The sequence below is a fragment of the Flavobacterium sp. FG68 genome, assembly GCF_057808895.1.
On sequence record NZ_JBMDIY010000020.1, the window covers coordinates 14,921 to 38,980 of the forward strand.

General features: G+C 32.0%; 25 protein-coding genes. 11 read left to right on the plus strand and 14 right to left on the minus strand.

The window, feature by feature from the left end:
* Positions 1-38 precede the first annotated feature (38 nt).
* Positions 39-1,193 (minus strand): M14 family metallopeptidase, encoded by a 1,155-nt coding sequence (locus tag ACODSB_RS13800; RefSeq protein ID WP_488937476.1) that lies wholly within the window; start codon positions 1,191-1,193, stop codon positions 39-41.
* Positions 1,194-1,505: 312 nt separating this feature from the next.
* On the opposite strand from ACODSB_RS13800, the gene ACODSB_RS13805 reads away from it, so the two are divergent.
* Complete coding sequence (locus ACODSB_RS13805; protein ID WP_488937477.1) at positions 1,506-1,964, plus strand: helix-turn-helix transcriptional regulator; 459 nt, start codon at positions 1,506-1,508, stop codon at positions 1,962-1,964.
* 83 nt (positions 1,965-2,047) lie between these two features.
* Here ACODSB_RS13805 and ACODSB_RS13810 read toward each other — a convergent pair whose 3' ends face one another.
* Entirely contained in the window at positions 2,048-2,599 is a 552-nt protein-coding gene (locus ACODSB_RS13810) for a 1-acyl-sn-glycerol-3-phosphate acyltransferase (protein ID WP_488937478.1), read from the minus strand.
* Positions 2,600-2,665: 66 nt separating this feature from the next.
* On the opposite strand from ACODSB_RS13810, the gene ACODSB_RS13815 reads away from it, so the two are divergent.
* From ACODSB_RS13815 to ACODSB_RS13835, 5 genes are read left to right on the plus strand one after another with little or no spacing between them, the layout of a single operon-like run.
* Complete coding sequence (locus tag ACODSB_RS13815) at positions 2,666-3,331, plus strand: spermidine synthase (RefSeq protein ID WP_488937479.1); 666 nt, start codon at positions 2,666-2,668, stop codon at positions 3,329-3,331.
* Positions 3,332-3,341: 10 nt separating this feature from the next.
* Complete coding sequence (locus tag ACODSB_RS13820; RefSeq protein WP_488937480.1) at positions 3,342-4,019, plus strand: peptidoglycan DD-metalloendopeptidase family protein; 678 nt, start codon at positions 3,342-3,344, stop codon at positions 4,017-4,019.
* A gap of 6 nt (positions 4,020-4,025) precedes the next feature.
* The gene (locus ACODSB_RS13825) at positions 4,026-4,502 is read left to right on the plus strand and encodes a hypothetical protein (protein ID WP_053473263.1); all 477 of its coding nucleotides are present in this window, start codon (positions 4,026-4,028) and stop codon (positions 4,500-4,502) included.
* A gap of 11 nt (positions 4,503-4,513) precedes the next feature.
* Complete coding sequence (locus tag ACODSB_RS13830; RefSeq protein ID WP_488937481.1) at positions 4,514-5,038, plus strand: hypothetical protein; 525 nt, start codon at positions 4,514-4,516, stop codon at positions 5,036-5,038.
* 52 nt (positions 5,039-5,090) lie between these two features.
* Positions 5,091-5,561 carry a nuclear transport factor 2 family protein gene (locus ACODSB_RS13835; protein ID WP_053473240.1) on the plus strand — a complete coding sequence of 157 codons (471 nt, stop codon included), beginning with the start codon at positions 5,091-5,093 and terminating at the stop codon, positions 5,559-5,561.
* Positions 5,562-5,899: 338 nt separating this feature from the next.
* Here ACODSB_RS13835 and ACODSB_RS13840 read toward each other — a convergent pair whose 3' ends face one another.
* Positions 5,900-7,387 (minus strand): aminotransferase class V-fold PLP-dependent enzyme, encoded by a 1,488-nt coding sequence (locus ACODSB_RS13840; RefSeq protein ID WP_488937482.1) that lies wholly within the window; start codon positions 7,385-7,387, stop codon positions 5,900-5,902.
* A 185-nt stretch (positions 7,388-7,572) separates the two neighbouring features.
* On the opposite strand from ACODSB_RS13840, the gene msrA reads away from it, so the two are divergent.
* Positions 7,573-8,109 (plus strand): peptide-methionine (S)-S-oxide reductase MsrA, encoded by a 537-nt coding sequence (gene msrA / locus ACODSB_RS13845; RefSeq protein ID WP_488937483.1) that lies wholly within the window; start codon positions 7,573-7,575, stop codon positions 8,107-8,109.
* 144 nt (positions 8,110-8,253) lie between these two features.
* Positions 8,254-9,828, plus strand: a complete 1,575-nt coding sequence (locus ACODSB_RS13850; protein WP_488937484.1) for a protein adenylyltransferase SelO — start codon at positions 8,254-8,256, stop codon at positions 9,826-9,828.
* A gap of 153 nt (positions 9,829-9,981) precedes the next feature.
* Here the strand turns inward: ACODSB_RS13850 and ACODSB_RS13855 are convergent, their stop codons facing one another.
* Positions 9,982-10,950: a YpdA family putative bacillithiol disulfide reductase gene (locus ACODSB_RS13855; protein ID WP_488937485.1), complete on the minus strand. Its 969-nt coding sequence runs from the start codon at positions 10,948-10,950 to the stop codon at positions 9,982-9,984.
* Between the two features lie 3 nt (positions 10,951-10,953).
* Entirely contained in the window at positions 10,954-11,430 is a 477-nt protein-coding gene (locus ACODSB_RS13860; RefSeq protein ID WP_488937486.1) for a CYTH domain-containing protein, read from the minus strand.
* Positions 11,431-11,626: 196 nt separating this feature from the next.
* Between ACODSB_RS13860 and ACODSB_RS13865 the strand changes: the two genes are divergently transcribed.
* Both ACODSB_RS13865 and ACODSB_RS13870 read left to right on the plus strand, forming a co-directional pair.
* Complete coding sequence (locus ACODSB_RS13865) at positions 11,627-12,538, plus strand: OmpA family protein (protein ID WP_488937487.1); 912 nt, start codon at positions 11,627-11,629, stop codon at positions 12,536-12,538.
* Between the two features lie 17 nt (positions 12,539-12,555).
* On the plus strand, positions 12,556-13,110 hold the full coding sequence (locus tag ACODSB_RS13870) for a hypothetical protein (protein ID WP_180861853.1): 555 nt from the start codon (positions 12,556-12,558) through the stop codon (positions 13,108-13,110).
* Positions 13,111-13,172: 62 nt separating this feature from the next.
* Here ACODSB_RS13870 and ACODSB_RS13875 read toward each other — a convergent pair whose 3' ends face one another.
* The 9 genes from ACODSB_RS13875 to menD all read right to left on the minus strand — a co-directional run bounded on the left by ACODSB_RS13875 (position 13,173) and on the right by menD (position 22,653).
* On the minus strand, positions 13,173-14,237 hold the full coding sequence (locus tag ACODSB_RS13875) for an o-succinylbenzoate synthase (RefSeq protein ID WP_488937488.1): 1,065 nt from the start codon (positions 14,235-14,237) through the stop codon (positions 13,173-13,175).
* Positions 14,238-14,322: 85 nt separating this feature from the next.
* Positions 14,323-15,525, minus strand: a complete 1,203-nt coding sequence (locus ACODSB_RS13880; RefSeq protein WP_488937489.1) for a tetratricopeptide repeat protein — start codon at positions 15,523-15,525, stop codon at positions 14,323-14,325.
* Positions 15,526-15,565: 40 nt separating this feature from the next.
* Entirely contained in the window at positions 15,566-16,075 is a 510-nt protein-coding gene (locus ACODSB_RS13885) for a DUF2199 domain-containing protein (RefSeq protein WP_488937490.1), read from the minus strand.
* Positions 16,076-16,107: 32 nt separating this feature from the next.
* Positions 16,108-16,785, minus strand: a complete 678-nt coding sequence (locus ACODSB_RS13890; protein WP_053473249.1) for a metal-dependent hydrolase — start codon at positions 16,783-16,785, stop codon at positions 16,108-16,110.
* Positions 16,786-16,813: 28 nt separating this feature from the next.
* Positions 16,814-17,776: a 1,4-dihydroxy-2-naphthoate octaprenyltransferase gene (gene menA / locus ACODSB_RS13895; protein ID WP_488937491.1), complete on the minus strand. Its 963-nt coding sequence runs from the start codon at positions 17,774-17,776 to the stop codon at positions 16,814-16,816.
* A gap of 167 nt (positions 17,777-17,943) precedes the next feature.
* Positions 17,944-18,777: a 1,4-dihydroxy-2-naphthoyl-CoA synthase gene (locus tag ACODSB_RS13900; protein ID WP_017498510.1), complete on the minus strand. Its 834-nt coding sequence runs from the start codon at positions 18,775-18,777 to the stop codon at positions 17,944-17,946.
* Positions 18,778-19,562: 785 nt separating this feature from the next.
* Complete coding sequence (locus ACODSB_RS13905; RefSeq protein ID WP_256634971.1) at positions 19,563-20,420, minus strand: CvfB family protein; 858 nt, start codon at positions 20,418-20,420, stop codon at positions 19,563-19,565.
* A gap of 134 nt (positions 20,421-20,554) precedes the next feature.
* Positions 20,555-20,896, minus strand: coding sequence for a DUF2853 family protein (locus tag ACODSB_RS13910; RefSeq protein ID WP_488937492.1), 342 nt, complete (start codon positions 20,894-20,896; stop codon positions 20,555-20,557).
* 92 nt (positions 20,897-20,988) lie between these two features.
* Positions 20,989-22,653: a 2-succinyl-5-enolpyruvyl-6-hydroxy-3-cyclohexene-1-carboxylic-acid synthase gene (menD, locus tag ACODSB_RS13915; protein ID WP_488937493.1), complete on the minus strand. Its 1,665-nt coding sequence runs from the start codon at positions 22,651-22,653 to the stop codon at positions 20,989-20,991.
* A gap of 175 nt (positions 22,654-22,828) precedes the next feature.
* Between menD and ACODSB_RS13920 the strand changes: the two genes are divergently transcribed.
* Positions 22,829-24,004 (plus strand): thioredoxin family protein, encoded by a 1,176-nt coding sequence (locus ACODSB_RS13920; protein ID WP_488937494.1) that lies wholly within the window; start codon positions 22,829-22,831, stop codon positions 24,002-24,004.
* Positions 24,005-24,060 lie beyond the last annotated feature (56 nt).

A 24,060-nucleotide genomic window follows, 5' to 3' on the forward strand; every position in this document is an offset into this window, starting at 1 on the left:
TAAAAATATATATAAAAAACAACAAATTCACATAAAAATTAACTTTTTATCAACCCGTTAACAAATTTAGTATTTTTATTTAAATAAAAATCTGCTTTTTGGTTCATTTTCGGAATATTAAGATAATCATCAGAATAAACAGCTTCATTTCCGTCGTATTCATAATGACCAAAATAATTTTCCAATTCGCCTGCTTCTACTATATAAGCATTAAAATGAATCTTATTTTCAATCAATTCTTCTTTGTATTGTGCGACAAAATTCGTAATAATTTCGATACCATCATAATTTATTTTGATATTTTTATACATAAAATCATAAAAAACGACTTTATTTTGTGAAATATTCAAATAATCAGAATTTCTATTGACAACTAAATCGTTTTCGCTTATGAGTTTAAAGCCCGAAATTAGTGAGAAAAATATGTATTTTCTTGTAATTTCCCTTTCATAATCGTTAGGAAAATGACCTGCTTCAAACAATATGGTAGGAACTCCTAAAAACTGAAAAGTATCTCCTATACAGTTTATATTGAATGAATCGTCAAATCTTCCTACTTGTCCGGGAATATATTTTTGCAATTCATCGTTAATTCCGGCAATTAAGTTAATCGCTTTTTGTCTGTTTTCATTCACTTCTCTTTCTTCATTATAAGACGGAGCTAAAAAAGAGACAGTTGCAGGCTTACCAGTATCGCCAGCGCCAAAAATAGTACGCTGATCATGCAGATTAAAGCAGTAATGAGGCTTAAAACTCTCAAAAACTTCTCTTAAAACATTACTTTCTGGCTGTGTAAGGTTTTGAGAATCGCGATTTAAGTCAATTTTATTCGCATTTTCACGTGTATAAAGTCTTGCACCGTCAGGATTTAATATTGGAATAGCATAAAATGTAAATGTTGAAAGCATTTTTTCGGCAAAATCAGATTTGCTGTTTAATACATTAATAAAGTCAAAAAGCGCTTTAGTTGTTGTGCTTTCATTTCCATGCATTTGAGACCATAAATAGATACGTGTTTTTCCGGTTCCAATTTCGTAACTATATATAGGTTCTCCTAAAACAGATTTTCCAATAACCTTAACTTGATTATCAGTATTTAATTTATCTAATAAAGGCTGAATATGATCTAAAGTCAGGTATCTGCCTTCAATTGATTGCTCTTTGTATTGGTTAAATAATTCTTCTAAATTCATTGTGTTTTGATTAGTTTACAAAAGTAAACATCTTTATTTTTACAATTGTAAACAATAAAAAATAAAGAGAATTTAGAAATGTAAACAGATTTATTAATGAGTTTTAAGGATTTAAACAAAATCCAGTTAACAATTGTTATTACTTTAAGTATAAAATATCAATATATTATATTTCAATGAGTTATGTAGTGTCATATGAAGTTAAAATTGCATCATAAATCCTTAATTTGAACGATTTACAACTGTAAAATTGTATTATCAAATCTTTTTAGTTACATTTGTAAACACGTATGATTTAAATTAGAATTTACAATGGTAAACATCGATGATTTTGTAAAAAGACTGGAAATTATACTGGATTATTACGCACTAAATGCCTCTTCATTTGCAGATAAAATTGGTGTGCAGCGTTCCAGTATGTCTCACCTGCTCTCTGGAAGAAACAAGCCAAGTCTTGATTTTGTCATGAAAATTTTAGATGTTTTTCCGGAAGTAGATTTATATTGGATTCTAATTGGAAAAGGAAATTTTCCAAAATCAGAAAATGAAACAGTTCCGAATTTTCAAAATATAAATTCAGACTCCCCTTCTTCATCAAATGAAAATTATTCTGGAGAAGATTTATTTACTCCATTAAATAAAGAAGAAAATAAATCCCCGATTAAAAGTTTGATCGAAACCAAAAAATCAAATTTGAGTTTTGAAGAAGACGAAATTGAAAAAATTGTAATTTTCTATAAAAACGGAACTTTTAAGGCGTATGTCCCATAGATCGAAAATTTCGCGTATTTGAAAATTTTTTAAAATAATTTTCATTTAAGGGATTCTCACAAATCTGGAAAAACATCAAAAAATTAGATCTGAATTCCATTTTCAGGAATTTTTCCTAAAACACCTTTATAATGCTCTTTTAAAATTTCCCAATCGGCTTCATAATTTCCTGTTGGATAAAAAGGCTTTCCTAAATTAACTTCTTTCTTTCCCCAATCAAAAGCAACGGGAACTATTGGCACATTCGCTTTAAGCGCTATATAATAAAATCCGGTTTTAATTTCGGTTACACCTTTTCGTGTTCCTTCTGGCGCAACAGCCAAGCGAAAAACTTCTTTACGATCAAAAATAGCAGCGATAGAATCTACTTTATTTAATCCTCCGGTGCGGTCAAGCGGTTCACCACCAACATTTCTAAAATAATAACCAAACGGAAATTTGAATAATTCTTTCTTCCCAACCCAGTTCATCTGTAAGCCGGAAATACCGCGGGTAAAAAGACCAATATAAAAATCGTGATTACTGGTATGCGGCATAACCATTAAAATACATTTTTTCACTTCAGCATTTTCTATTCCTACTATCTTCCAGCCCATTAGCTTAAAAAAGATGAATTTGTATAGTCTTTTCTTCATTAAAATTTAATATTTCTTGCAAAATAAAAGATTTAAAATGGTATTTTTGAGTAAAAGCATTACAAAATGATTCAAAAATTGTTCAGTTATCTATATCCCATTAAAATCTTCAAAAAAAAATCGGCACGAAGTAAAGTGATCGAAGTTACCTGGGCAAATGGAGAATTGGTTTTAGATTCTGAAAATACAAATTATTCATACGGAAGTTTACAACGTATATTAAGGTACGGTCTTCGCAATATTGGTTATGACAAGGTATTACAAATGGAACATATTCTGGTTCTTGGTGTTGCCGGCGGCAGCGTAATCAAAACCCTTGTTGACGAAATTAATTATAAAGGTAAAATTACCGGAGTCGAAATCGATGCTGAAATGATTCAAATTGCCAATCAGTATTTTAACTTAAATGAGATCAAACAGCTTGAAATTATCATTGACGACGCTTTTGAGTTTGTTTTAAAAACAAAAGATCGCTACGATTTAATAATTATTGATATTTTTGAAGATACTAATATGCCAAACTTTTTGTTCGAAAAGTTTTTTAGCGAACGAGTTTGTTTTCTTCTCAAAGATCAGGGCTTCATTTTATTCAACACCATGATTCTCGATGAAGCGCATAATGTTCGAAACAGAAAATACATTACCGAAATAAACGCACAATTATTTACTTCAAAAATGCTGCCCCGCATTGAAGTTCATAATGAATTAATAATAATCGAAAAAGTAGCCTAAATTTAATTTTATGAAATCCCTTGTATCTATATTAAAAGCCTTACCACCTACTAAAGTAATCGATGCCTCAATTGATTTTTCAAAATACCTTCCTTTAGATTTATCCATAACCAATACTGATTTAGTCGAAAGCAAACCCGAAACGTCTACAGAATTTGAACGTTTTATTTTTGGTTATCTGGCAGATAATAATGCCGAAGTTGCCTATGGCGGTTATATCGAAGGCCGTAACTTATATAAAAGGAGTACTATTTTTAAAAATGATTCTGTTCCGGAAAGAAATATTCACATTGGTCTTGATTTATGGGCAAAAGTTGATACTCCAGTTTTAGCTCCGCTTGACGGAAAGGTTCACAGTTTTCAAAATAACCAAGGTTTAGGAGATTACGGGCCAACCATAATATTAGAACATGAAGTAGAAAACGAGAAATTTTATACTTTATACGGACATTTATCGTTAGAAAGTATAGAAAACCTTACCGTTGGGACAATTTTTAAGAAAGGTGAACAAATTGCAACTTTAGGAAATTCAACTGTTAACGGAGATTATGCTCCTCATGTTCACTTTCAGATTATAAAAAACTTAGAAGACAAATGGGGCGATTATCCCGGTGTCTGCAATACAAATGATTTAAATTTTTATATAGAAAATTGCCCCGACCCAAACTTATTATTAAAAATAACTTAAATGATTATGAAGAAAGCGGGATTGATTATATGTTTGTTGTTATTAATTGGATGTAAATCGAAAACTGTAAGTAGAGATACGGAAGATTTAAAAATTAAAAAAGTTTCTAACGCCGATATTAGTTCAGAGCAGCAGAGAAAAGCGTATGAATTAGGCAAAAGAGTTTTAGAAACCTGTAATACATCAAAGTTTAAACCTTTTAATGAAACCGAAGTTACTCAGTCTGTTAGAGAAAATACGACCGAAGAACGATTGACTAAAACCTGTACCAGATTTAGACAATATTATGGAAGTTTTATTGATTTAAAATTAGATGGCGTTTACAAAACCAAAAATGAAGTAATTTACCGTTATCACGCTTTATACAGTAAAAAAGTAGCCAATAAAGAACTTCGCATTTTTGTAAATGAAGAGAACTTAATATCTGCCATTAAATCAATGGATTGGGATGAAAAGTTTGACGCAAAAGCAGCCGAACAATAAAGTAAATATATATGAAATTAAAATTGCCTCTTCTTTTATTACTGCTTATTTCAATCTTTGCAAATGCGCAGCAAACCATGAGTGTAAAAGGATCTCAGCCTTTTCCGGCAACGCAGGAATATACTTTTATCTGCGAAAAATATGCTTTTACGGGCGAAGCCAACATTCAGATTGCAAAAACAGATAAAGGCGGCATTTTAAAAATCACAATTGCAACTTCAAATGATAAAGCGAGAATTGCCGGAGGTCTTTACGTAGATTTGGCTAATGCCGATGTTATTGCCTGCACAGACAAAAACGTAAAAGAATCGTCTGAAGGAAAAACAACTTCGTATTATTACTTTACTCCTGCTGAATTTGCCAAACTAAAAAAAAATGATATTTACGCTGTTCGATTTATTATAAACGGAGGTTCCAATACTTTTGGAAACGAAACCGGATATTTTACGGCGCACAACAAAAAAAAATATTTTTCAACGGTTTACGATAAATCTAAAAAGAGTTACGACACCGCAAAAGAAATTAGTGTTTTGTAAATACAATATTTTATATAATAAATCTTATATTTATAACCTAATTTTCAAATTTATGACTCCCAACGAAGCTTTAATTACAAAGTTCTATACTGCTTTTGCCAATTCTGATTTTAAAACAATGGCTGAATGTTATCATCCAAAAATACATTTTATTGACCCGGCCTTTGGTTTATTAAAAGAAGAACAAGTTTCAAAAATGTGGGAAATGCTGATTATAAGAAGCAAAGGAAGTCTTAAAATTGAATTCTTTGATGTAAAAGCCGATGAATTTACCGGTTCTGCAAAATGGGTTGCAACTTATAATTTCAGCAAAACAAATCGGAATGTAATTAATAGAATTTCTGCCGAATTTGTTTTTCAAGATGGCTTAATCATCAAACACACCGATAATTTTGATGTTTGGAAATGGTCAAAACAAGCCTTTGGTCCAACCGGATATTTATTAGGCTGGACAGGATTTTTCCATAAAAAGATCCAAGAACAAGCTTTACTTTCCCTTAAAAAATTCCAGGAATCTAAGTAATCTAGAAAAGCTTTTTTTAACGCAAAGTTCGCTAAGTTTTTTTCGCAAAGTGCGCGAAGTTGCTGATTTAATTTTAACGCAAAGTTCGCTAAGGAATTTTCGCAAAGTGCACAAAAATTTTTAGTATAAAAACAAGTTTTTTTAAGTTCGCAAAGCTGGTTTTTAAAATATACGCATAAAGTAAAGTAAATAAGCCCGAGAGTTTTTAAAACTTTCGGGCTTATTTTTATAATTGATATTCTCAAACGAAACTTTGAGACCTTAAAAAACTTTTACAAAGAAAAACCTTCGCGCACTTTGCGAAAATTCCTTAGCGAACTTTGCGTTAAAAAAAAATACTACGATTTAAACCAACTCTTCACCAATTCATCTTCAAATGAAGTAGCGTTTTTATGAACAAATTCATTAGTGTCTTTATTATAAGAATAATCTAAAGCCCAGGTTTTATGGTTTTTAGCCAAGTCTATAATACTATTACAAACAAAAGCAATTTCTTCATCTGTCGTAGTTGGGTGAATCGACATTCTAATCCATCCCGGTTTTTTGATTAAATCACCAATCGTAATTTCATTTACCAGTTTATTCGAAGTTTCCTGATCTACGTGCAATAAATAATGACCGTAAGTTCCGGCACAACTGCATCCGCCGCGAGTTTGAACCCCGAATTTGTCATTCAATAATTTTACACCCAAATTAAAATGCAGATCTTCAATAAAAAAGGAGATTACACCCAAACGGTTTTTATGCTGACCCGCTAAAATTTTAATGTTTTCAACAGGATCTAACTGACTAAAAACAAAATCTACAATTTCGTGTTCGCGTTGCAAAATGTTTTCAATTCCCATTTCTTCCTTCAGCTCAATTGCCAAAGCAGTTTTAATAACCTGAAGAAATCCCGGAGTTCCGCCATCTTCACGATCCTCGATATTATCAATATATTTATGTTCGCCCCACGGATTTGTCCAGCTAACCGTTCCTCCACCCGGACAATCCGGAATCATATTATTGTATAATTTTTTATTAAAAATCAAAACCCCCGAAGTTCCAGGGCCGCCAAGAAATTTATGCGGAGAAAAGAAAATCGCATCCAGATAAGATTCCGAATCTGCAGGATGCATGTCAATTTCAACATAAGGGCCAGAACAGGCAAAATCTACAAAGCAAACTCCATTATATTGATGCATTAATTTTGCGGCTTCATGAAAAGGCGTTTTTATACCCGTAACATTTGAGCAAGAAGTAATCGATGCAATTTTTATCGTTCTGTCACTGTATTTCTGTAATAACAATTCTAAATTATCCAGACAAAACAGCCCTTTTTCACAAGATGGAATAATCTCAACGTCTGCAATTGTTTCTAACCAAGAAGTTTGATTAGAATGATGTTCCATGTGAGAGATAAAAACAATAGGTTTTTTTTCAGCCGGAACTGTGGTGAAATTTTTAAGATTTTCAGGAATTTTCAAACCTAAAATACGCTGGAATTTATTGATAACCCCAGTCATTCCCGTTCCATCTGTAATTAAGACATCATCTTCACTTGCGTTTGTATGACGCTTAATAATATGTCTTGCATGATGATATGCCTTTGTCATGGCAGTACCAGACACGGTAGTTTCAGTATGTGTATTGGCAACAAACGGTCCAAATTGATTCAAAAGTTTCTCCTCAATTGGTCTGTACAGCCTTCCGCTGGCAGTCCAATCGGTATAAACAATATTTTTTTTGCCAAAAGGTGACATAAATTCCTGATCTATGCCAACAATATGCTGTCTAAAATCCTGGAAATAAGTTTCTAGACTGATGGTACTATTTTTGGTATTCATTTGTTGTGCCTGTGTTTAACTGCAAATATATTGCTTTTTTCTAAAATTGAGAATTTATCAATTCTAAACTTCAAACTTTAAGAAAACTTTTAATATCTTTAGTTTAATAGCTGTTTTTTAGATAAATTATCACAATATTCTATCAGGTTAATAGGGCATGTAAACTTTAAGCTATTTTTACATTTATGGAAAATTTATCAAAAGCCACTTTCGGTGGTGGATGTTTTTGGTGTGTAGAAGCTGTAATTCAGCGTTTAAAAGGAGTTGAGACAATAAAATCTGGATTTTCAGATGGTTTTATAAAGAATCCGGCATACCGCGAAGTATGTACAGGACGAACTGGTCACGCAGAAGTTATTCAGGTTACTTTTGATTCTGACATTATTTCATATCATGATTTACTAACTGTTTTCATGACAAGCCACGATCCTACAACTTTAAATCGTCAGGGCGGCGACAACGGAACGCAGTATCGTTCGATAGTTTTATATCATAACGAATCACAAAAAGAAATCGCAGAAAAGGTTTTTGAAGAAGCTCAGCCTGTTTATGCAGATCCGATTGTAACGCAGCTAAAGCCTTTTGAAGTGTTTTATGAAGCCGAAGATTATCATCAGGATTATTACAACAACAATCAGGAAGCAAGATATTGCCAGCTTGTAATCGATCCAAAAGTTCAAAAACTTAAAAAAATGTATGCTGATAAATTAGTTAGCGTATAATTTTTTTGGCCACAGATTGTACGGATTAAAAGGATTTTTGTATATTCTTTGTGAATAAGAATCTACACAGATTTAAAAAAATCCGTTTAATCTGTTTTATCCGTGTAATCTGTGTAATCTGTGGGCCAATTATAAAAAACTCAAATGAAAAATTTAAAAATAAATAATCGATTTACTGCTGAATTGCCTGCAGATACAGACTTGACAAATGAAATTCGTCAAGTTAGAAATACTGCTTTTTCGTATGTAAATCCAACAAAACCTTCAAATCCAAAATTAATTCATGCTTCTGAAGAAGTGGCTGTATTGGTTGGGATTTCAAAAGACGAAATTCAGTCTGAGGAATTTTTGAATGTTTTTTCAGGAAAAGAAATTCTTCCTGAAACAAAGCCTTATGCAATGTGTTACGCCGGACATCAATTCGGAAACTGGGCTGGACAATTGGGCGACGGCCGTGCCATTAATTTAACTGAAGTTGAAAATGACAATCAGTTTTTTACCCTTCAATTAAAAGGTGCGGGAAAAACACCATACTCCAGAACTGCTGATGGTTTGGCAGTTTTGCGTTCGTCTATAAGAGAATATTTATGTGCCGAAGCCATGTATCATTTAGGTGTTCCCAGTACCCGATCTCTTTCGTTAATTCTTTCCGGAGATCAGGTTTTACGTGACGTTTTATACAACGGAAATCCTGCTTATGAAAATGGTGCGATTGTATGTCGTGTTGCGCCTTCGTTTATTCGTTTTGGAAGTTTTGAAATGCTGGCTGCCAGAAACGAACTTAAAAACTTAAAGCAATTTGTAGAATATAATATCAAACATTATTTCCCTGAAATTACTGGCGAACCAAAAGAACAATATTTGCAGTTCTTTAAAAAAGTAGCCGATACAACACGCGAAATGATTTTGCACTGGCAGCGAGTTGGTTTTGTTCACGGCGTAATGAATACTGATAATATGTCAATTCACGGAATCACAATTGATTACGGGCCTTATGGTTGGCTTGAAAATTACGATCCAAATTGGACACCAAACACAACAGACAGTCAAAATAAAAGATACCGATTTGGGAATCAGCCGCAAGTTGCGCATTGGAATTTATATCAATTGGCGAATGCGATTTATCCTTTGATTAATGAAACTGAAGAATTAGAAAAAATCTTAGAATCATTTATGGATGATTTTATTTTAGATTATAAAGAAATGTTTCTAAATAAACTAGGATTGTTTATTTCAACTTCTGCTCAAATTGATAATGATTTAACTGATAATCTTGAAGCGACTTTACAATTGACAGAAACGGATATGACGATTTTTTTTAGAAATTTAAGTTACGTTAAAAAATCTGATTCTGTAGAAAAAGCGATAGAAAAAATTCAATATTCGTTTTATAAAATCGAAGAAGTTTCGGGAGATATTTTAGATGCCTGGAAAAAATGGTTTGCAGTTTATTTGGATAGATTGAATACTGAAGAATTATCGGATGAAGAACGTTCTCAAAAAATGAATTTAATTAATCCGAAATATGTTCTTCGAAATTATATGGCACAATTAGCTATTGATGCTGCTGATAAAGAAGACTATTCGTTGATAAACGAACTTTATATATTATTACAAAAGCCATACGAAGAACAGCCGGAATACGAAAAATGGTTCGCAAAACGACCAGATTGGGCTCGATCTAAAGTGGGTTGTTCTATGCTTTCTTGTAGTTCTTAAAAAGTTTTTTTTGCCACGGATTACACTAATTTTCACGAATTATTTTTTTAAACTGTCGCATCTATCGAATTTGAAATGCGAGTGTGTTCTCGACTTCGCTCGAACTGACAAAAATATTAATTCGTGAAAATTAGTGTAATTCGTGGCAAACCTTTATTTCGAAGTAATATAATCCACAATCATCTTTGCATGGATTCTTGAGTTTTCGATAAACCATTTATGCGTCTGCATTCCTCCGCAGACAACGCCTGCAAGAAATAAACCTTCAACATTTGTTTCCATAGTTTCAGGATTATACGTTGGAATTTTCAACTCATCGTTTGAAAGCTCAATTCCTATATTTTCCAGAAAATTTAAATCTGGTTTATAACCTGTTAAAGCCAAAACAAAATCATTTTCGATTGTCACTTTTCCGTTTGGAGTTTCAATTTCAACTTCATTATCACGGATTTCTGTAATATTAGATTCAAAATAAGCTTTAATGCTTCCTTCCGCAATTCGGTTTTCGATATCGGGTTTAACCCAATATTTTACTCGATTATTGATTTCATTTTTACGAATTACCATTGTTACATTCGCTCCTTTTCGCCAGCATTCTAAGGCCGCATCAACAGATGAATTGTTAGCGCCAACAACTATAATATTTCGAAAAGCATATTCGTGCGCTTCTTTATAATAGTGACGAACTTTTGGCAATTCCTCGCCTTTAATATTCATATGAATTGGAATGTCATAAAAACCAGTTGCAATAACTACGTTTTTCGATTTGTATGAACTCTTATCTGTAGAAATTTCAAAAAGAGAATTTCCAGTTTTTTTAATCTCAGTTACTTTTTCAAATAAATTAATATTGAAATTAAAATAACGATGGATATTTCGGTAATATTCTAATGCTTCCTGACGACCAGGTTTTGGTGCTAAACAGTTAAACGGAATATCTCCTATTTCAAGTCTTTCGGCAGTGGAGAAAAAAGTCATGTACAATGGATAATTGAAAATGCTATTTACAATCGCGCCTTTTTCTATAATTAAATAACATAAGTTTTTCTTTTGAGCTTCTATCGCACAAGCCAGACCTATTGGCCCGCCTCCCACAATAATTAAATCATATTGGTCTGCCATAAATTATTCTTTTCCCCAGTTTTTAAAAGGATATTTGCTCAAATAAGCATTATAATATCTTTCGTCATTTGTTACTTCTTCTCCCAGCCAATCCGGTTTTTCGAAACTTTCATCTTCAGACTGCAGTTCAATTTCTGCCATTGTTAATCCTTCATTTTCTCCATAAAATTCATCCACTTCATAAACATGATTTCCGAATTTAATTTCATAACGCGTTTTCTCAATTTTGCCTTTTTCGCATAATTTCAATAGTTCTGCAGCTTCATCAAGCGGAATTTGATTTTCCCATTCAAAACGAGACATTCCTCCTTGGTGGCCAATTCCTTTTATAGTTAAAAAAGCTTTATCTCCTTTAATTCTAACACGAACCGTTCTCTCGGCAATTGAACTTAAATAACCTTGTGCAATTTGATTTTTTGCAAATGCCTGTTCTTTAAAATCGTCTGATTTTACAAGAAACTTTCTTTCTATTTCGAGCATTTTGAGTCTTAATTTATTTTACTGCAATTTACTCATTTTAATTCAGTCGTGGAATTTCATTTTTAAAAATCCATTTATAAAATTCGTTTCAAATTCCAGTTTTTTTTGGTCTAAAATGAAACCAATTTCATTGATTATTAACATATTAACTATATTAATTTTCGTTAATTTTGATAGAACCTTAATTCATCAAATCATGTCTAAAAAAGTACTTTATCTATTAGGGATCGCTCTGGTCATAATTTTAGGTACAATTTTGTATATAAAGTTTTGCTGCAATTGCGATACGGCGCAGCCAAATGCTGCTGTCGAAAAAGTTCCTCCTACGTCAATTAAGAATGATAATTTTGTTCCTTTTATCATAAATGGTTCCGGATTTGAATTTAGAACGAATTATAATTTTAAATTTTTAAAAAATAATCCTGCTGCAGTTCAGCCTATAAGTGATTCAATTTCAATTGGAATTGAAAAACTTAAAACTTTTTTAGTTTCGAACAAGAAACAAAAAGTTACCATTACTGGTTACGCAACTTCTGACGAAACCAACACAACAAAATTTGAAAATCTTGGATTAGCCCGAGCAAATGATGTCAAAAATTATTTTGTTTCAAAAGGTTTGGCTTCTTCTCAATTAGACGCAAAAGGAGAAATTATCAATAGCTGGAAAACAAATGCTGATACACTCATTGGCCCTGTTGAATACGAGTTTGAAACGATTAATACAGCTTCTACAGCCACTGATGATTGGGCTGCGCTGAAAGAAAAAATTAATGCCAATCCTTTAATTCTTCATTTTAATACTAATAAATCAAGCTTTAATTTAAATGAAGAAGAACAGCAAAAAGTGACTGATATTATTAAATATTTAAAAAATGTAAAAAATACTTCTGTTTTAGTTGTGGGGCATAGTGATAATGTAGGCAATAGAGATTTAAATATAGATCTGGCACAAAAAAGAGCCGATTTTTCTAAAAATTATTTAATCAAAAACGGAATTGAAGCTTCCAGAATTGCTACTGAATCAAAAGGCCCGGATGAACCAATTGGGGATAATGCTACAACCGAAGGAAAGGCCAGCAATAGAAGAACCGTAGTTACCATCAAATAATCAAAAATATACTTATTATGAATTTACCATGTATCTTAATACCGATTTTAGTGGGTATAATCTGTGGAATTTTAGGTTACTTACTAGGAAAATTGAACTCAAAAGAAGATGATTCTTTAGCCGCATCATTACAAGCAGATCTTGATGCCTGTAAAGCAAATACGAAAAATTTAAATACAAAAATAGCTTCTCTGGAAGCAGATCTGGCGGCTGCACATGCTAAAGCTTCTGCATCTGTACCTAAATCATTTGTTGCAGAAACTCCAGCTGTTTTGTTTGATAGTGCGCTGGCCGCAAATGTATTAGGCAAAAAAATAAAACAGGACGATTTAAAAATTGTTGAAGGAATTGGTCCAAAAATAGAAGCTTTACTTAACGACTCCGGAATTAAAACATGGAAAGATCTTTCGGAAACATCAACAGAAAGATTACAGTCCATTCTGGATTCCGGAGGAGAAAACTACTCAATTCATAACCCTAGTACGTGGGCGAAACAGGCTTTATTTGCTTATCAGGGTAAATGGCAGGAATTAAAAGAATGGCAGGAAAATTTACTTGGCGGGAAAGAGTAAAATATAGGTTTAAAGGTTCAGAGTGGCAAAGGTTCAGAGGTTTTATATCGTGCTTTTTAACCCTATGAATCTTTGTTACTTTGTACCTTTTCTAAAATTACTGAATCCCAGTCTGTAGATGAATTGTACCATAATTTTCCTTTTAAAACTTCTAGCGGAGAATTGAAATTATTGGTGTAAAGTGCTCCGGTGCCTAATCCTTGCGGCATTTTTGTATTTTGAAGAAATGTCCATTGTGCTATTGCATTTAATCCGATATTGCTTTCTAATGCAGAGGTAATCCACCAGCCAATATTGTATTTATCTGCTAATGTTATCCATTCCTGCGTTCCTCTAAAACCACCAATAAAACTAGGTTTTAAAATAATATATTGAGGTTTGATTTCCTGCAGTAATTTTTCTTTTTCTTCGAATGTAAATATGCCAATCAATTCTTCGTCTAAAGCAATTGGAAAAGGAGTTATTTTACATAAATCTGCCATAGCCTGAATGTTTCCTTTTTTAATAGGCTGTTCGATACTATGTAATTGAAATTTATTTAATTGATTGAGTTTATCTAAAGCTTCATTCAATGCAAAAGCTCCATTTGCATCAACTCTAATTTCTATTTCTTCTGCTAAAAAATGACTGCGGATAAATTCTAATAATTCTAATTCTTTTTGAAAATCTATTGCTCCAATTTTAAGTTTAATACAGCTGAATCCGTCTGCTAATTTTTCTTCAATCTGCTGTTTCATAAAAGCCGGCTCGCCCATCCATACCAAACCATTTATTTCAATTGATTGGATATTATTAGTAAAATCAGAAGGAAAAAGTAAATATGGATTCTCGTTTTTTAGAGATAAAAAAGCCATTTCAATCCCAAATTGAATCGAAGGAAATTCCAATAAAGATTCCCATAACGCTTTTTCTCCTAAATGAATATTCTCGCAAGCCCATTTTAGTTTTTCTTCATAATCATCACGATCATCAGCACTTAAGCCACGAAGTATTCCGCACTCACCTATTCCTTTTTTACCATTTTCTTCAAGAATAATAAACCAGGTTTCTTTTTCGGTCATAACACCGCGAGACGTCCCAGACGGACGCTTAAACTCAAGCATGTATTTGTGGTAAGTCGCTTTCATTTTTTTTAGATGCTAAGATTCTAAGACCCTAAGATGCTGAGAAACTAAAAAACTTAGAATCTTAGTATCTCAGCAACTTAGTAACTTAGTTAAATAATTTTAGGATTTTTTCGAAGTCTTTTGAGGGTAAACCTGCTTTTTCAAAAAGGGCAAAATCAGATTTTGTTTTGTCTTTCCAGCTTAGGCTGTCTGTAACGTTTTGATCTTGATATTTTTTATAGATTGTTTTTGCGTCACCGTAATTATTGCTCACTAAATAAACGTGTGCTAAGTTTAGTTTTACCAATAACTCGGTATCATCTAATTTTTCACCTTCCTGCAAAAACTTTAATGCTTTTGCATATTGTTTTGTCAGGATATAGCAATAACCAATTGAACTGTAATCTAATGCCGTAGCTTTTCCGTCGTTGATGATTATATTCAATTTCTGAATTGCTTCGTTGTATTTTTGCTGTTTTATTAAAGTGGCAATCTGATTTCTTAAATCATTATAAACATTTTTAGAAATGTCAGCGTCTTTATAGCAGGCATTTCCAAAGTCTTTGTAAACTTTTGTTTTTTCTACAGCAAGTAATTTTTGAAATTCAGCATAACGATATTCTTTCATGATTTTATCTAGTATGCAGACACAAAAATCATCAGAATTGGCCATTTTTTGAGCCATTGTTGATGTTTTGCACAAACTAATAATCTCATTTTTATTATCCTGATTCCACCCACGGTTTAACTTTACATCAACCCAAGGCACGACTTCTAAAACTACTTTTTGGCTTAAAAACCAATTTTTGCTTTCAAAACCGAACCAAATTGTTTTGGTATTTTCTTTTAAACAGGAATTTTTGTCTAATGAAATTCTCTTTGCGTCTTTGCTAACAGGTTCTGACTGAGAATAACAAGCTAAATCAACTTTTCCGTCGCTAACGTATTTTTTAGCATTTTCATTTGAAGTAAACAAGGAATATGTGCATTGATCATCTCCGGAAATTTTAGACATTAAAAAAACAGCTCCGGCAGAACCTTGTCCAATTCCGTATGGATCTGGAATTGCTTTTAGCAGAGAAACCAAACTATTGGCCATTTGCTGATTTTTGTCCAGAAGTGTAATTCTGTATACAATTTCAGTTGTTCCTACGGGTAAATCTTCTGTTTTTATTACAATTCTGTCACCTGCAGAAACCAGGATTTCTTTTGTTGTTGCACGTTCTTTGTCCCAATAGCCGTCTTTTTGAGCAAAGGCGCTGTATGAAGTTGTAATTAAAACAAATAGAACAATTTTTTTTAAATTCATTTTAGAAAATTTAGTTAAAGATCTCATGCAAATTTCAAGCCTATTTGTTAAGTATAGCTTTAATTCTTTTTTCAGCTTCTGCTTTTGTAATTCCTTGATAATAATCTTTTACAAAAGCATGATCGAAATCATCATGAGGAAAGATTTCTGGTCTAAGATTTCCTGTTTTTGTCACAACAGTCGTTGGAATACTATTTGAAAACTCATATTGCGGTATGTAGTTACAAAGCCATCCAAAATATTTTCTTTCTTCAATCTGATTATCAAAATTTTCTAAATAATCTTCAAAACTCTTCTCGCTTAATGAAACCCAAAAACCATATTCTAAATCTTGACAATGATCATTAACTTTTTGAACAAGAACACATCTGATAAATCTATCTACCTGATCATGATATTTTATTACGCAAAAATCTTCGTCGATGACTGCAATATCTTCTTTTTCTTTAATTGATAGATCGCTATAATTGCTAGGAGAATTATAAGTTATTGCGGGCCAACTTTCATGCTCTTCTCCACAGCAATCACAAGTAAATTTTATATCACTCATATGAGATAAAAACTATTGAATTTTATAAAATATTATAGTTCTATAGATTCTCCGATATTTAAAAGCATCAAATCTTTTCCTTTATCAAAGAATTTGCGGATTGATTCTTCGTGGTTGATTTCGATATAACCAAAAGTATCAAAGTGATACCCTAGAATTTTATCGCATTCTACAAAGTCAGATGCGATTATGGCATCTTCAACATCCATTGTAAAATTGTTTCCAATTGGAAGAATAGCTAAATCTAATTTTGTACGAAGCGGAATCAATTTCATATCAAATGTAAGTGCTGTATCTCCGGCAATGTAAATATTTTTGTGTTCGCCTTCAATTACAAATCCTCCGGGATTTCCTCCGTAAGTTCCATCAGGAAAAGAACTGGAGTGAATTGCGTTTACATATTTTACTCTCCCGAAATCAAATTTCCAGCTTCCACCGTGATTCATTGGGTGTGCATTAAAACCTTTTTTTGCGTAGTAACTTGTAATTTCAGCATTTGAAACAATTACTGCATTGGTATTTTTAGCAATTGTATCTACATCTAAAACGTGATCACTGTGTGCGTGAGTTAATAAGATATAATCAGCTTTTAATGTATTTATGTCGATGGCTGCAGCCTGTGGATTTCCTGAAATAAATGGGTCAACAAGAATGTGTTTTCCTCCTACTTCGATCCCTAAAGATGCGTGTCCGTAAAATGTAATTTTCATTTTTTTTAAGTTTAAAGTTGAACTTGAATTATCTTCCTCCAAGGAAAAGGTTAACAATAATATCTGAAATCAATGAAATCATACAAATTGTCAATAATATAGAAAGTAAAAATGTGCTTAATGCTACTTTTTTTAATTCCGGATCTAAAAGCTTAGGGTTTTGATTTTTATAAACAGTAATTAAATGTTTAGTTAAAGGAATGTAAGCCAGTAAAAACAAATATTGGTCGAAATTATAATCGCTTAAAATCGCAAAAATAACAACCAAAACCATTGCTGTAATGATTATTGAAAAGTGATAAATTTTAGCTTTTGCACCGCCAATTTGCACTACAATTGTGTTTTTACCCGATTTTCTGTCTGATTCTTCGTCGCGCATATTGTTAAGGTTTAAAACCCCAACGCTCAATAATCCTATTGCAACTGCGGGAAGGATTAAAAGCGGATCTACTTCTTTTGAATACAAAAAGTTAACGCCTAATGTGCTTACTAATCCGAAGAAAATGAAAACAAATAAATCGCCAAATCCTCTGTATCCGTAAGCTGAATTTCCAACTGTATAACGAATTGCCGAAACAATTGCTGCGATTCCTAATAATAAGAAAAAGATAGAATAACCAAAATTATCCTGACCAAAAGCAAAATAAATTAAAATAATTGCTGATAATAAAGTCAGCAAAGAAGTAATTATTATGGCTTTTTTCATGGCTTGCGGCGTAATTGCACCACTTTGAATGGCGCGCTGCGGACCAACGCGATCTGCATTATCTGTACCTTTTACTCCGTCTCCATAATCATTTGCAAAATTAGAAAGTACCTGAAGACCAAGTGTTGTTAAAAGTGCGAAACCAAAAATTTTCCAACTAAAAACTTCTGTTGGCGTATTAATCGTTTCTGTTGGGTTTGAAAGTGCGTAAATACTTCCAACTATAATTCCGGAAACTGATAAAGGCAATGTGCGCAGTCTAGCGGCTTCAATCCAGTGTTTCATATTTTTATTTTAGATTTTTAGAGTTTAGATTTTAGATTGTTGGATTCTTTATAATTTAAAAAATCTAAAATCTGTAATCTAAATAATATTATTTTTTTAATCTAGAGTTTAGATGTCATTTTCAGATTCAAAAAATCTAAAATCTGCAATCTAAAATCTAAAATTATTTATGGTAACCATTTATTTTCTCCAAAGTTTGGTTTTCTTTTTTCTAAAAAGGCATTTCTTCCTTCTTTAGCTTCTTCTGTCATATAGGCTAAACGTGTTGCTTCTCCAGCAAAAACCTGTTGCCCAACCATTCCGTCGTCAGTTAAGTTCATGGCGAATTTTAGCATTTTGATAGAAGTTGGAGATTTTTGAAGAATTTCCTGTGCCCATTCGTATGCAGTAGCTTCTAATTCGTCATGAGGAATTACAGCATTTACCATTCCCATATCCATAGCTTCCTGAGCTGAATAATTTCTTCCTAAAAAGAAAATTTCACGAGCTTTTTTCTGCCCAACCATTTTAGCTAAATAAGCAGACCCGTAACCACCATCAAAGCTGGTAACATCAGCATCTGTTTGTTTAAAAATAGCGTGTTCTTTACTTGCCAGAGTCATATCGCAAACTACGTGTAAACTGTGTCCGCCTCCAACAGCCCAGCCCGGAACAACTGCAATAACTACTTTTGGCATAAAACGAATTAAACGCTGTACTTCAAGAATATTTAAACGATGCTGACCATCTTCTCCAACATATCCCTGATGTCCACGCGCATTTTGATCACCACCGCTGCAAAACGAGTAAACACCATCTTTTGTCGATGGCCCTTCTGCAGAAAGTAAAACTACTCCAATTGAAGTGTCTTCTTGCGCGTCATAAAAAGCCTGGTATAATTCTGAAGTTGTTTTAGGTCTGAAAGCATTTCTAACATTTGGTCTGTTAAAAGCAATTCTGGCAACTCCATTACATTTTTTATAGGTTATATCTTCAAATTCTCTGGCTGTAATCCAATCCATTTCTGTTTGTTTTATTTAAAAATTATAGTGTAAAAATAAACCATTTTTTACATTTTTCCCTATTCAATTTTGTTTAAGTAACAGCTATTTTTTCATTCAATGTTAACAATTGGACTCCCTGTACAAAAAATAACACTTTTTAACATTAGTATTAAAAAATAATGAGTAATTTTACACCCTATAAATCAACAAGATACAAATATTTTGTTGACATAAGATTGATTTTCTTTCACTGATTTATTAACCTAAAAAATGATTTTTTTGAGAAAATTTAAAAAATTTGTCGCTCATTTTTTAATGGTTTTAAATAGTAAACCTATTAGAAATGAGCAAATGATTTACTCGTTTGTCAAAATTTCAAAAAGGAGATAGTAACACCTAAGGTTAAACGCTAGAATTGTTTTGTAATTAGTATCAAATTGATTACGAAAAGAGGAAAAAATGCTAACTAAAACTTTCTATAAGTTATTTTATTAAACCAAATGGATTAGCCGTGAAATTAAATTTTTGCTTTTAAGATAAACGCAATAATTGTTTAAAGACATACCATCAAGAAAGTAGTTTCTAAAATTCGTAAAGCTGCTTACTTTCAAGATGAATTCGAATTATTTTATTTCTGTTTTTTTTTAATTACAATTTTTTTTAAAACTAGAATAAAAAGGGAAAGGCTGCTTGTAATGAGCAGCCTTTCTTGTTATATAGGGTTAATTAAATTCCAAAAATAAAAATTCCAAATTCCAATGTATGCGTATAACATTGGAATTTGGAATTTAAAATATTGGAATTTAATTATCCTTTACAAGATAAATTCCATCTTCTTTAATTTCAATGAGTTTCTCTTTATATAAAGCTCCTACAGCCTTTTTAAAAGTTTTTTTACTCATTTTTAAAACGGTTTTTATGTCTTCTGGGTGCGAATTATCATTTAAACGTAAAAAACCGCGGTTGGCTCTTAATTCATCTAAAATCTTTTCTGCATTTGGTTCAATACTCTGATAACCCTGAATTTGCAATGCAACATCAATTTTATTATCAGGACGAATGGTTTTAATGTAACCGCGCATTCTGTCTCCGGTTCTTATCGAATCGTCATAAACTTCATCTTTGTATAAAAGACCTTTATGCTGTTCGTTGATAATCACATTTATTCCCAATTCTGTAATATGAGAAACGATCAAATCAACTTCTTCTCCTTTTTCAACTGTAAGCTGATCGTTATTTAAAAATTGGTTCAACTTACTTGAAGCTACTAAACGATTGGTTTTCTCATCTTTATAAAGGTAAACTAGGTAGCGTTTTCCCTTTTCCATTGGACGCGCCTGCTCTTTAAACGGAACTAGAATATCTTTTTCCATTCCCCAATCCATAAAAGCACCAACATTATTGATGTAGTTTACTCTTAAAAGTGCAAACTCATTCAATAAAATATAAGGTTCAAGTGTAGTGGCCACAGGGCGTTGTTCATGATCTAAATAAACAAAAACGACAAGTTCTTCACCTATTTCAAATTCATTTGGAACATATTTATTTGGTAATAAAACATCGTGAATTCCGTCTGGATCTTTTTCAGGATTCCCTAAAAAAAGACCAACTTTTGTATCACGTAATATAGTTAGTGTATTGTATTTTCCTATTTCAAGCATTTTTCTTAAGATTCTAATTTGAAAAGCATCAAAGCTTCTAAGGTGCAAATGTACGAAGTTTGAAATCGTAAATGAAAAATGTTTTGGATTAAGGTATATAAAAAGAAAAAAGCGCCAATTTTGACTTTTACTTGTTATTTATAAACACTTTCTTTTTTAAAGTGAATTGTCAATAAATAGTATACAACAGCTCTGTATTTATGTTTGTTTGATTTACCGTATTTTTCTAAAACTGCATGAATAGCTTCATCTAAAGCCGGAGTATCTGCTAAACCTAATTTTTTTATCAGAAAATTATTTTTAACGGTGTGTATCTCTGAATCTTGATTTCCAGCTACTGTAGACGCATCAGCATTATAAATTGCAGGCCCGCATCCAATGGTTACTTTTGTCAACAAATCCATATTTGGAGTTACTCCGCATTTCTCTTTTAAATCTGCTGCATACTTCTGAATTAATTCTTCTCTTTTACTCATAATAAATTTAATATTGGTTACTATTTATGCAGCCAAATCTAAATATTATTATGAGTCAAAACAAATATTTAACACAATTTAACTTACAAAAATTAAACAAGCTCTTTAAAGTATTGTTTTAAAATTAGATCATTTTCTGCAGTTGGAGTAAATACTTCCAATATTCCAGGTGCTTCATTTTCATTATAAAGTTTATCTAGATTCTCATTTAGATCTTCTACATTGCTGGCTTTGTAATAATTACAGCCATACATTTTTGCCAAATGTTCTGCGGTTAATTGATGTGAAGTTTCAAAATAAGTATTAAAAACAGGCTTTTCTTCGTGTCCGGGTAAAATCCTGAAGATTCCTCCTCCTCCATTATTGATAATAATAATTTTGAAGTTTTTAGGAATATAAGAGTTCCATAAAGCGTTGCTGTCGTATAAAAAGCTGATATCGCCTGTTATAAAAACGGTTTGTTTTCCGCTCCCAACGGCTGATCCAACTGCCGTTGAAGTGCTTCCGTCAATTCCGCTTGTTCCTCTGTTGCAAAATACTTCAATTGACGGATCAATTTCAATTAATTGCGCATAACGAATTGCCGAACTGTTACTAATTTGTAATTGGATATTTTTAGGAAGTGATTCGATTACTTTTTCAAAAACTTTAAAATCTGAAAATGGAATTTTCTTTAAATATTCTTCTTTTCTTTTATTTCTTAAACTGTAAATTTTATCGATTTTCGAAAAGTAATTGCTTGCTTTAAATTCTGTTTTTGGAAGCAGATCTTTGAAAAAATCATTTGGTTCCATTACAAAATGTTTACTTAAAGCATTGAATGTATCATAAGCACGTAAAGTATCTATATGCCAGTGATGTGCAGGTTTATACTTTCGTAAAAAAGCTTTAATTCGTTTGGATACAATCATACCTCCAAAAGTGATTAAAACCTGGGCTTCCAATTCTTTAAAATCAGAATCGTCAAATGGAGTAATTAAAGTATCTATACTATTAATAAAACTCGGATGATGTATGTTTGAAGTCGTTTCTGTAAGTACAACAATCGATGGATCATTTGCAAAGTTTTCCAGAATTTCCTTATCTACAGAATTAACATCATTTATTCCGCCAATAAGAATTAGTTTTCTTTTTGCCGAATTCCAAATAGAAACAATTTCTTCAATGTTATCAATAATTTTGGTTGGAATTTCTTCTTCCGGAGTTGTAATTTTTGGCTCTACAGAAAGTTCTGAAACCGTTTCATATAATGGTTCTTCAAATGGTGCATTGATATGAACCGGACCTTTTTGAAGAATGGCTGTTTCTATAGCTTTATTGATTTTTAAGTCATTTTCTACCGAAGCATCTTGGGTTAAATTGGCATTAAAAACAGAATGATTTAAGTAGACATTTTCCTGACGAATGGTTTGCCCATCGCCAATATCAATTTTACTCTGCGGACGATCTGCAGAAATTACTATTAACGGAATCTGACTGTAAAATGCTTCGGCTACAGCCGGATAATAATTCAATAATGCCGAACCTGACGTACAAACAACTGCCGTAGGCTTTTTGGTTTGCATTGCAATTCCTAAAGCAAAGAACCCGGCACAGCGCTCGTCGGCAATACTGTAACATTTAAAATTTGGATTTTGTGCGAAACCAATCGTCAAAGGTGCATTTCGTGAACCTGGAGAAATTATAATATTATGAATTCCTTTTGCTGAACAAATCTCGATAATGCTTTGTGCAAGCGCTATTTTGGGGTAAATCATTCTAAATGGTGTATAATTTTTAAAGAAAATATATTGCTTAAAATTTTCTTTTGCGAATACAAAGTTACAAACTTCGCGCTTTATTTAACTTATATATTAGGAAGATATTAAGACTGATTTTGTAAAAAGGGAATATATTTGTAAAACAGAATTTCTTTATTAAAATTAACCCTTTATGCGTTATTTATATTTACTTTTTCTTTTCGTTTCACTGCAAACTGTAACCTCTCAAAATCAATTTGCTGTTGACGGAATAACGTACAAAACGGCTCTGGAAAATGCTAAAACACAAGGCAAACCTGTTTTTGTAATGCTGTATGCAGATTGGTGTCCGCATTGTAACCAAATGAAAAAAGAAGTTTTCAGCGATCAGAATGTGATGGATTTTTTAAATAAAAATTACATCTGCGTTTGGAAAAACATTGAAAAAGAAGAAGGAATGGCGCTTAAAAATAAGTTTAAAACAACTTCACTTCCGGCATTTTTGTTTTTAGATGCCAATGAAACTCTTTTGTATGCTTTAAAAGGCGAAATGAAAAAAGAAGATTTTCTGGCGGAAGCTAATTATGCTTTAAATCCTAAATTACAGCTTCCATATTTAGAAAAAGATTTTCTGGCTGATCCTAGTAATTCAACAAAATTCTTTACTTATTTGAATACATTAAAAAAAGGAAAAGACAGAACAGAATTATCGATACCAACTCATATATATCTGCAGACACAATCAGATTCTCAATTGGTTTCCGAAACTAATTGGCGCGTAATTGCCAATGGTGTTACTGATATTAATTCGAGAGAATTTCAATATGTTTTAAAACATCAAAAAGAATTTGCTGCTGTGGCTTCGCAAAACCGTGTTGATCGTAAAGTCGAAAGTATTGTAAACGAATTACTTCGTCCGCTTGTGGATAATCTTGATACTATAAATTATTACAAACAAAGAGAAGTTGCCAAATCGATTCAATTACAAAAAACAGATTCTCTTGTTTTTAAATTTGATTTAACGCTGGCAGAACGTACTGAAAAATGGGATTTCTACAAAAAAGTGACTCTGGAAGATACTGAAAAATTAGTCTGGAATGATGCTAGTTTCTTAAAAGATATCGGGCAGACTTATTTAAAACATATTAGTGATGCCGAAAGTTTGAAAAAATCAATTTCTTGGGTAAAGCATTCTTTAGAATTAACGGATTCTTACGATGGAAATTTACTCATTGCCCGACTTTATAATAAAATAAAAGACAAAAAACAGGCATTAAAATATGCTAAAGATGCCAAAGCTATTGGTAAAGAAATGGGCTGGAACACCAAAGATATTGATACTTTACTGGCTGAACTAAATTCTAAATAAACTTAAAATAATAAACACGAATTTCACTAATACTTTTTTTGTAACGTGAAACTTTA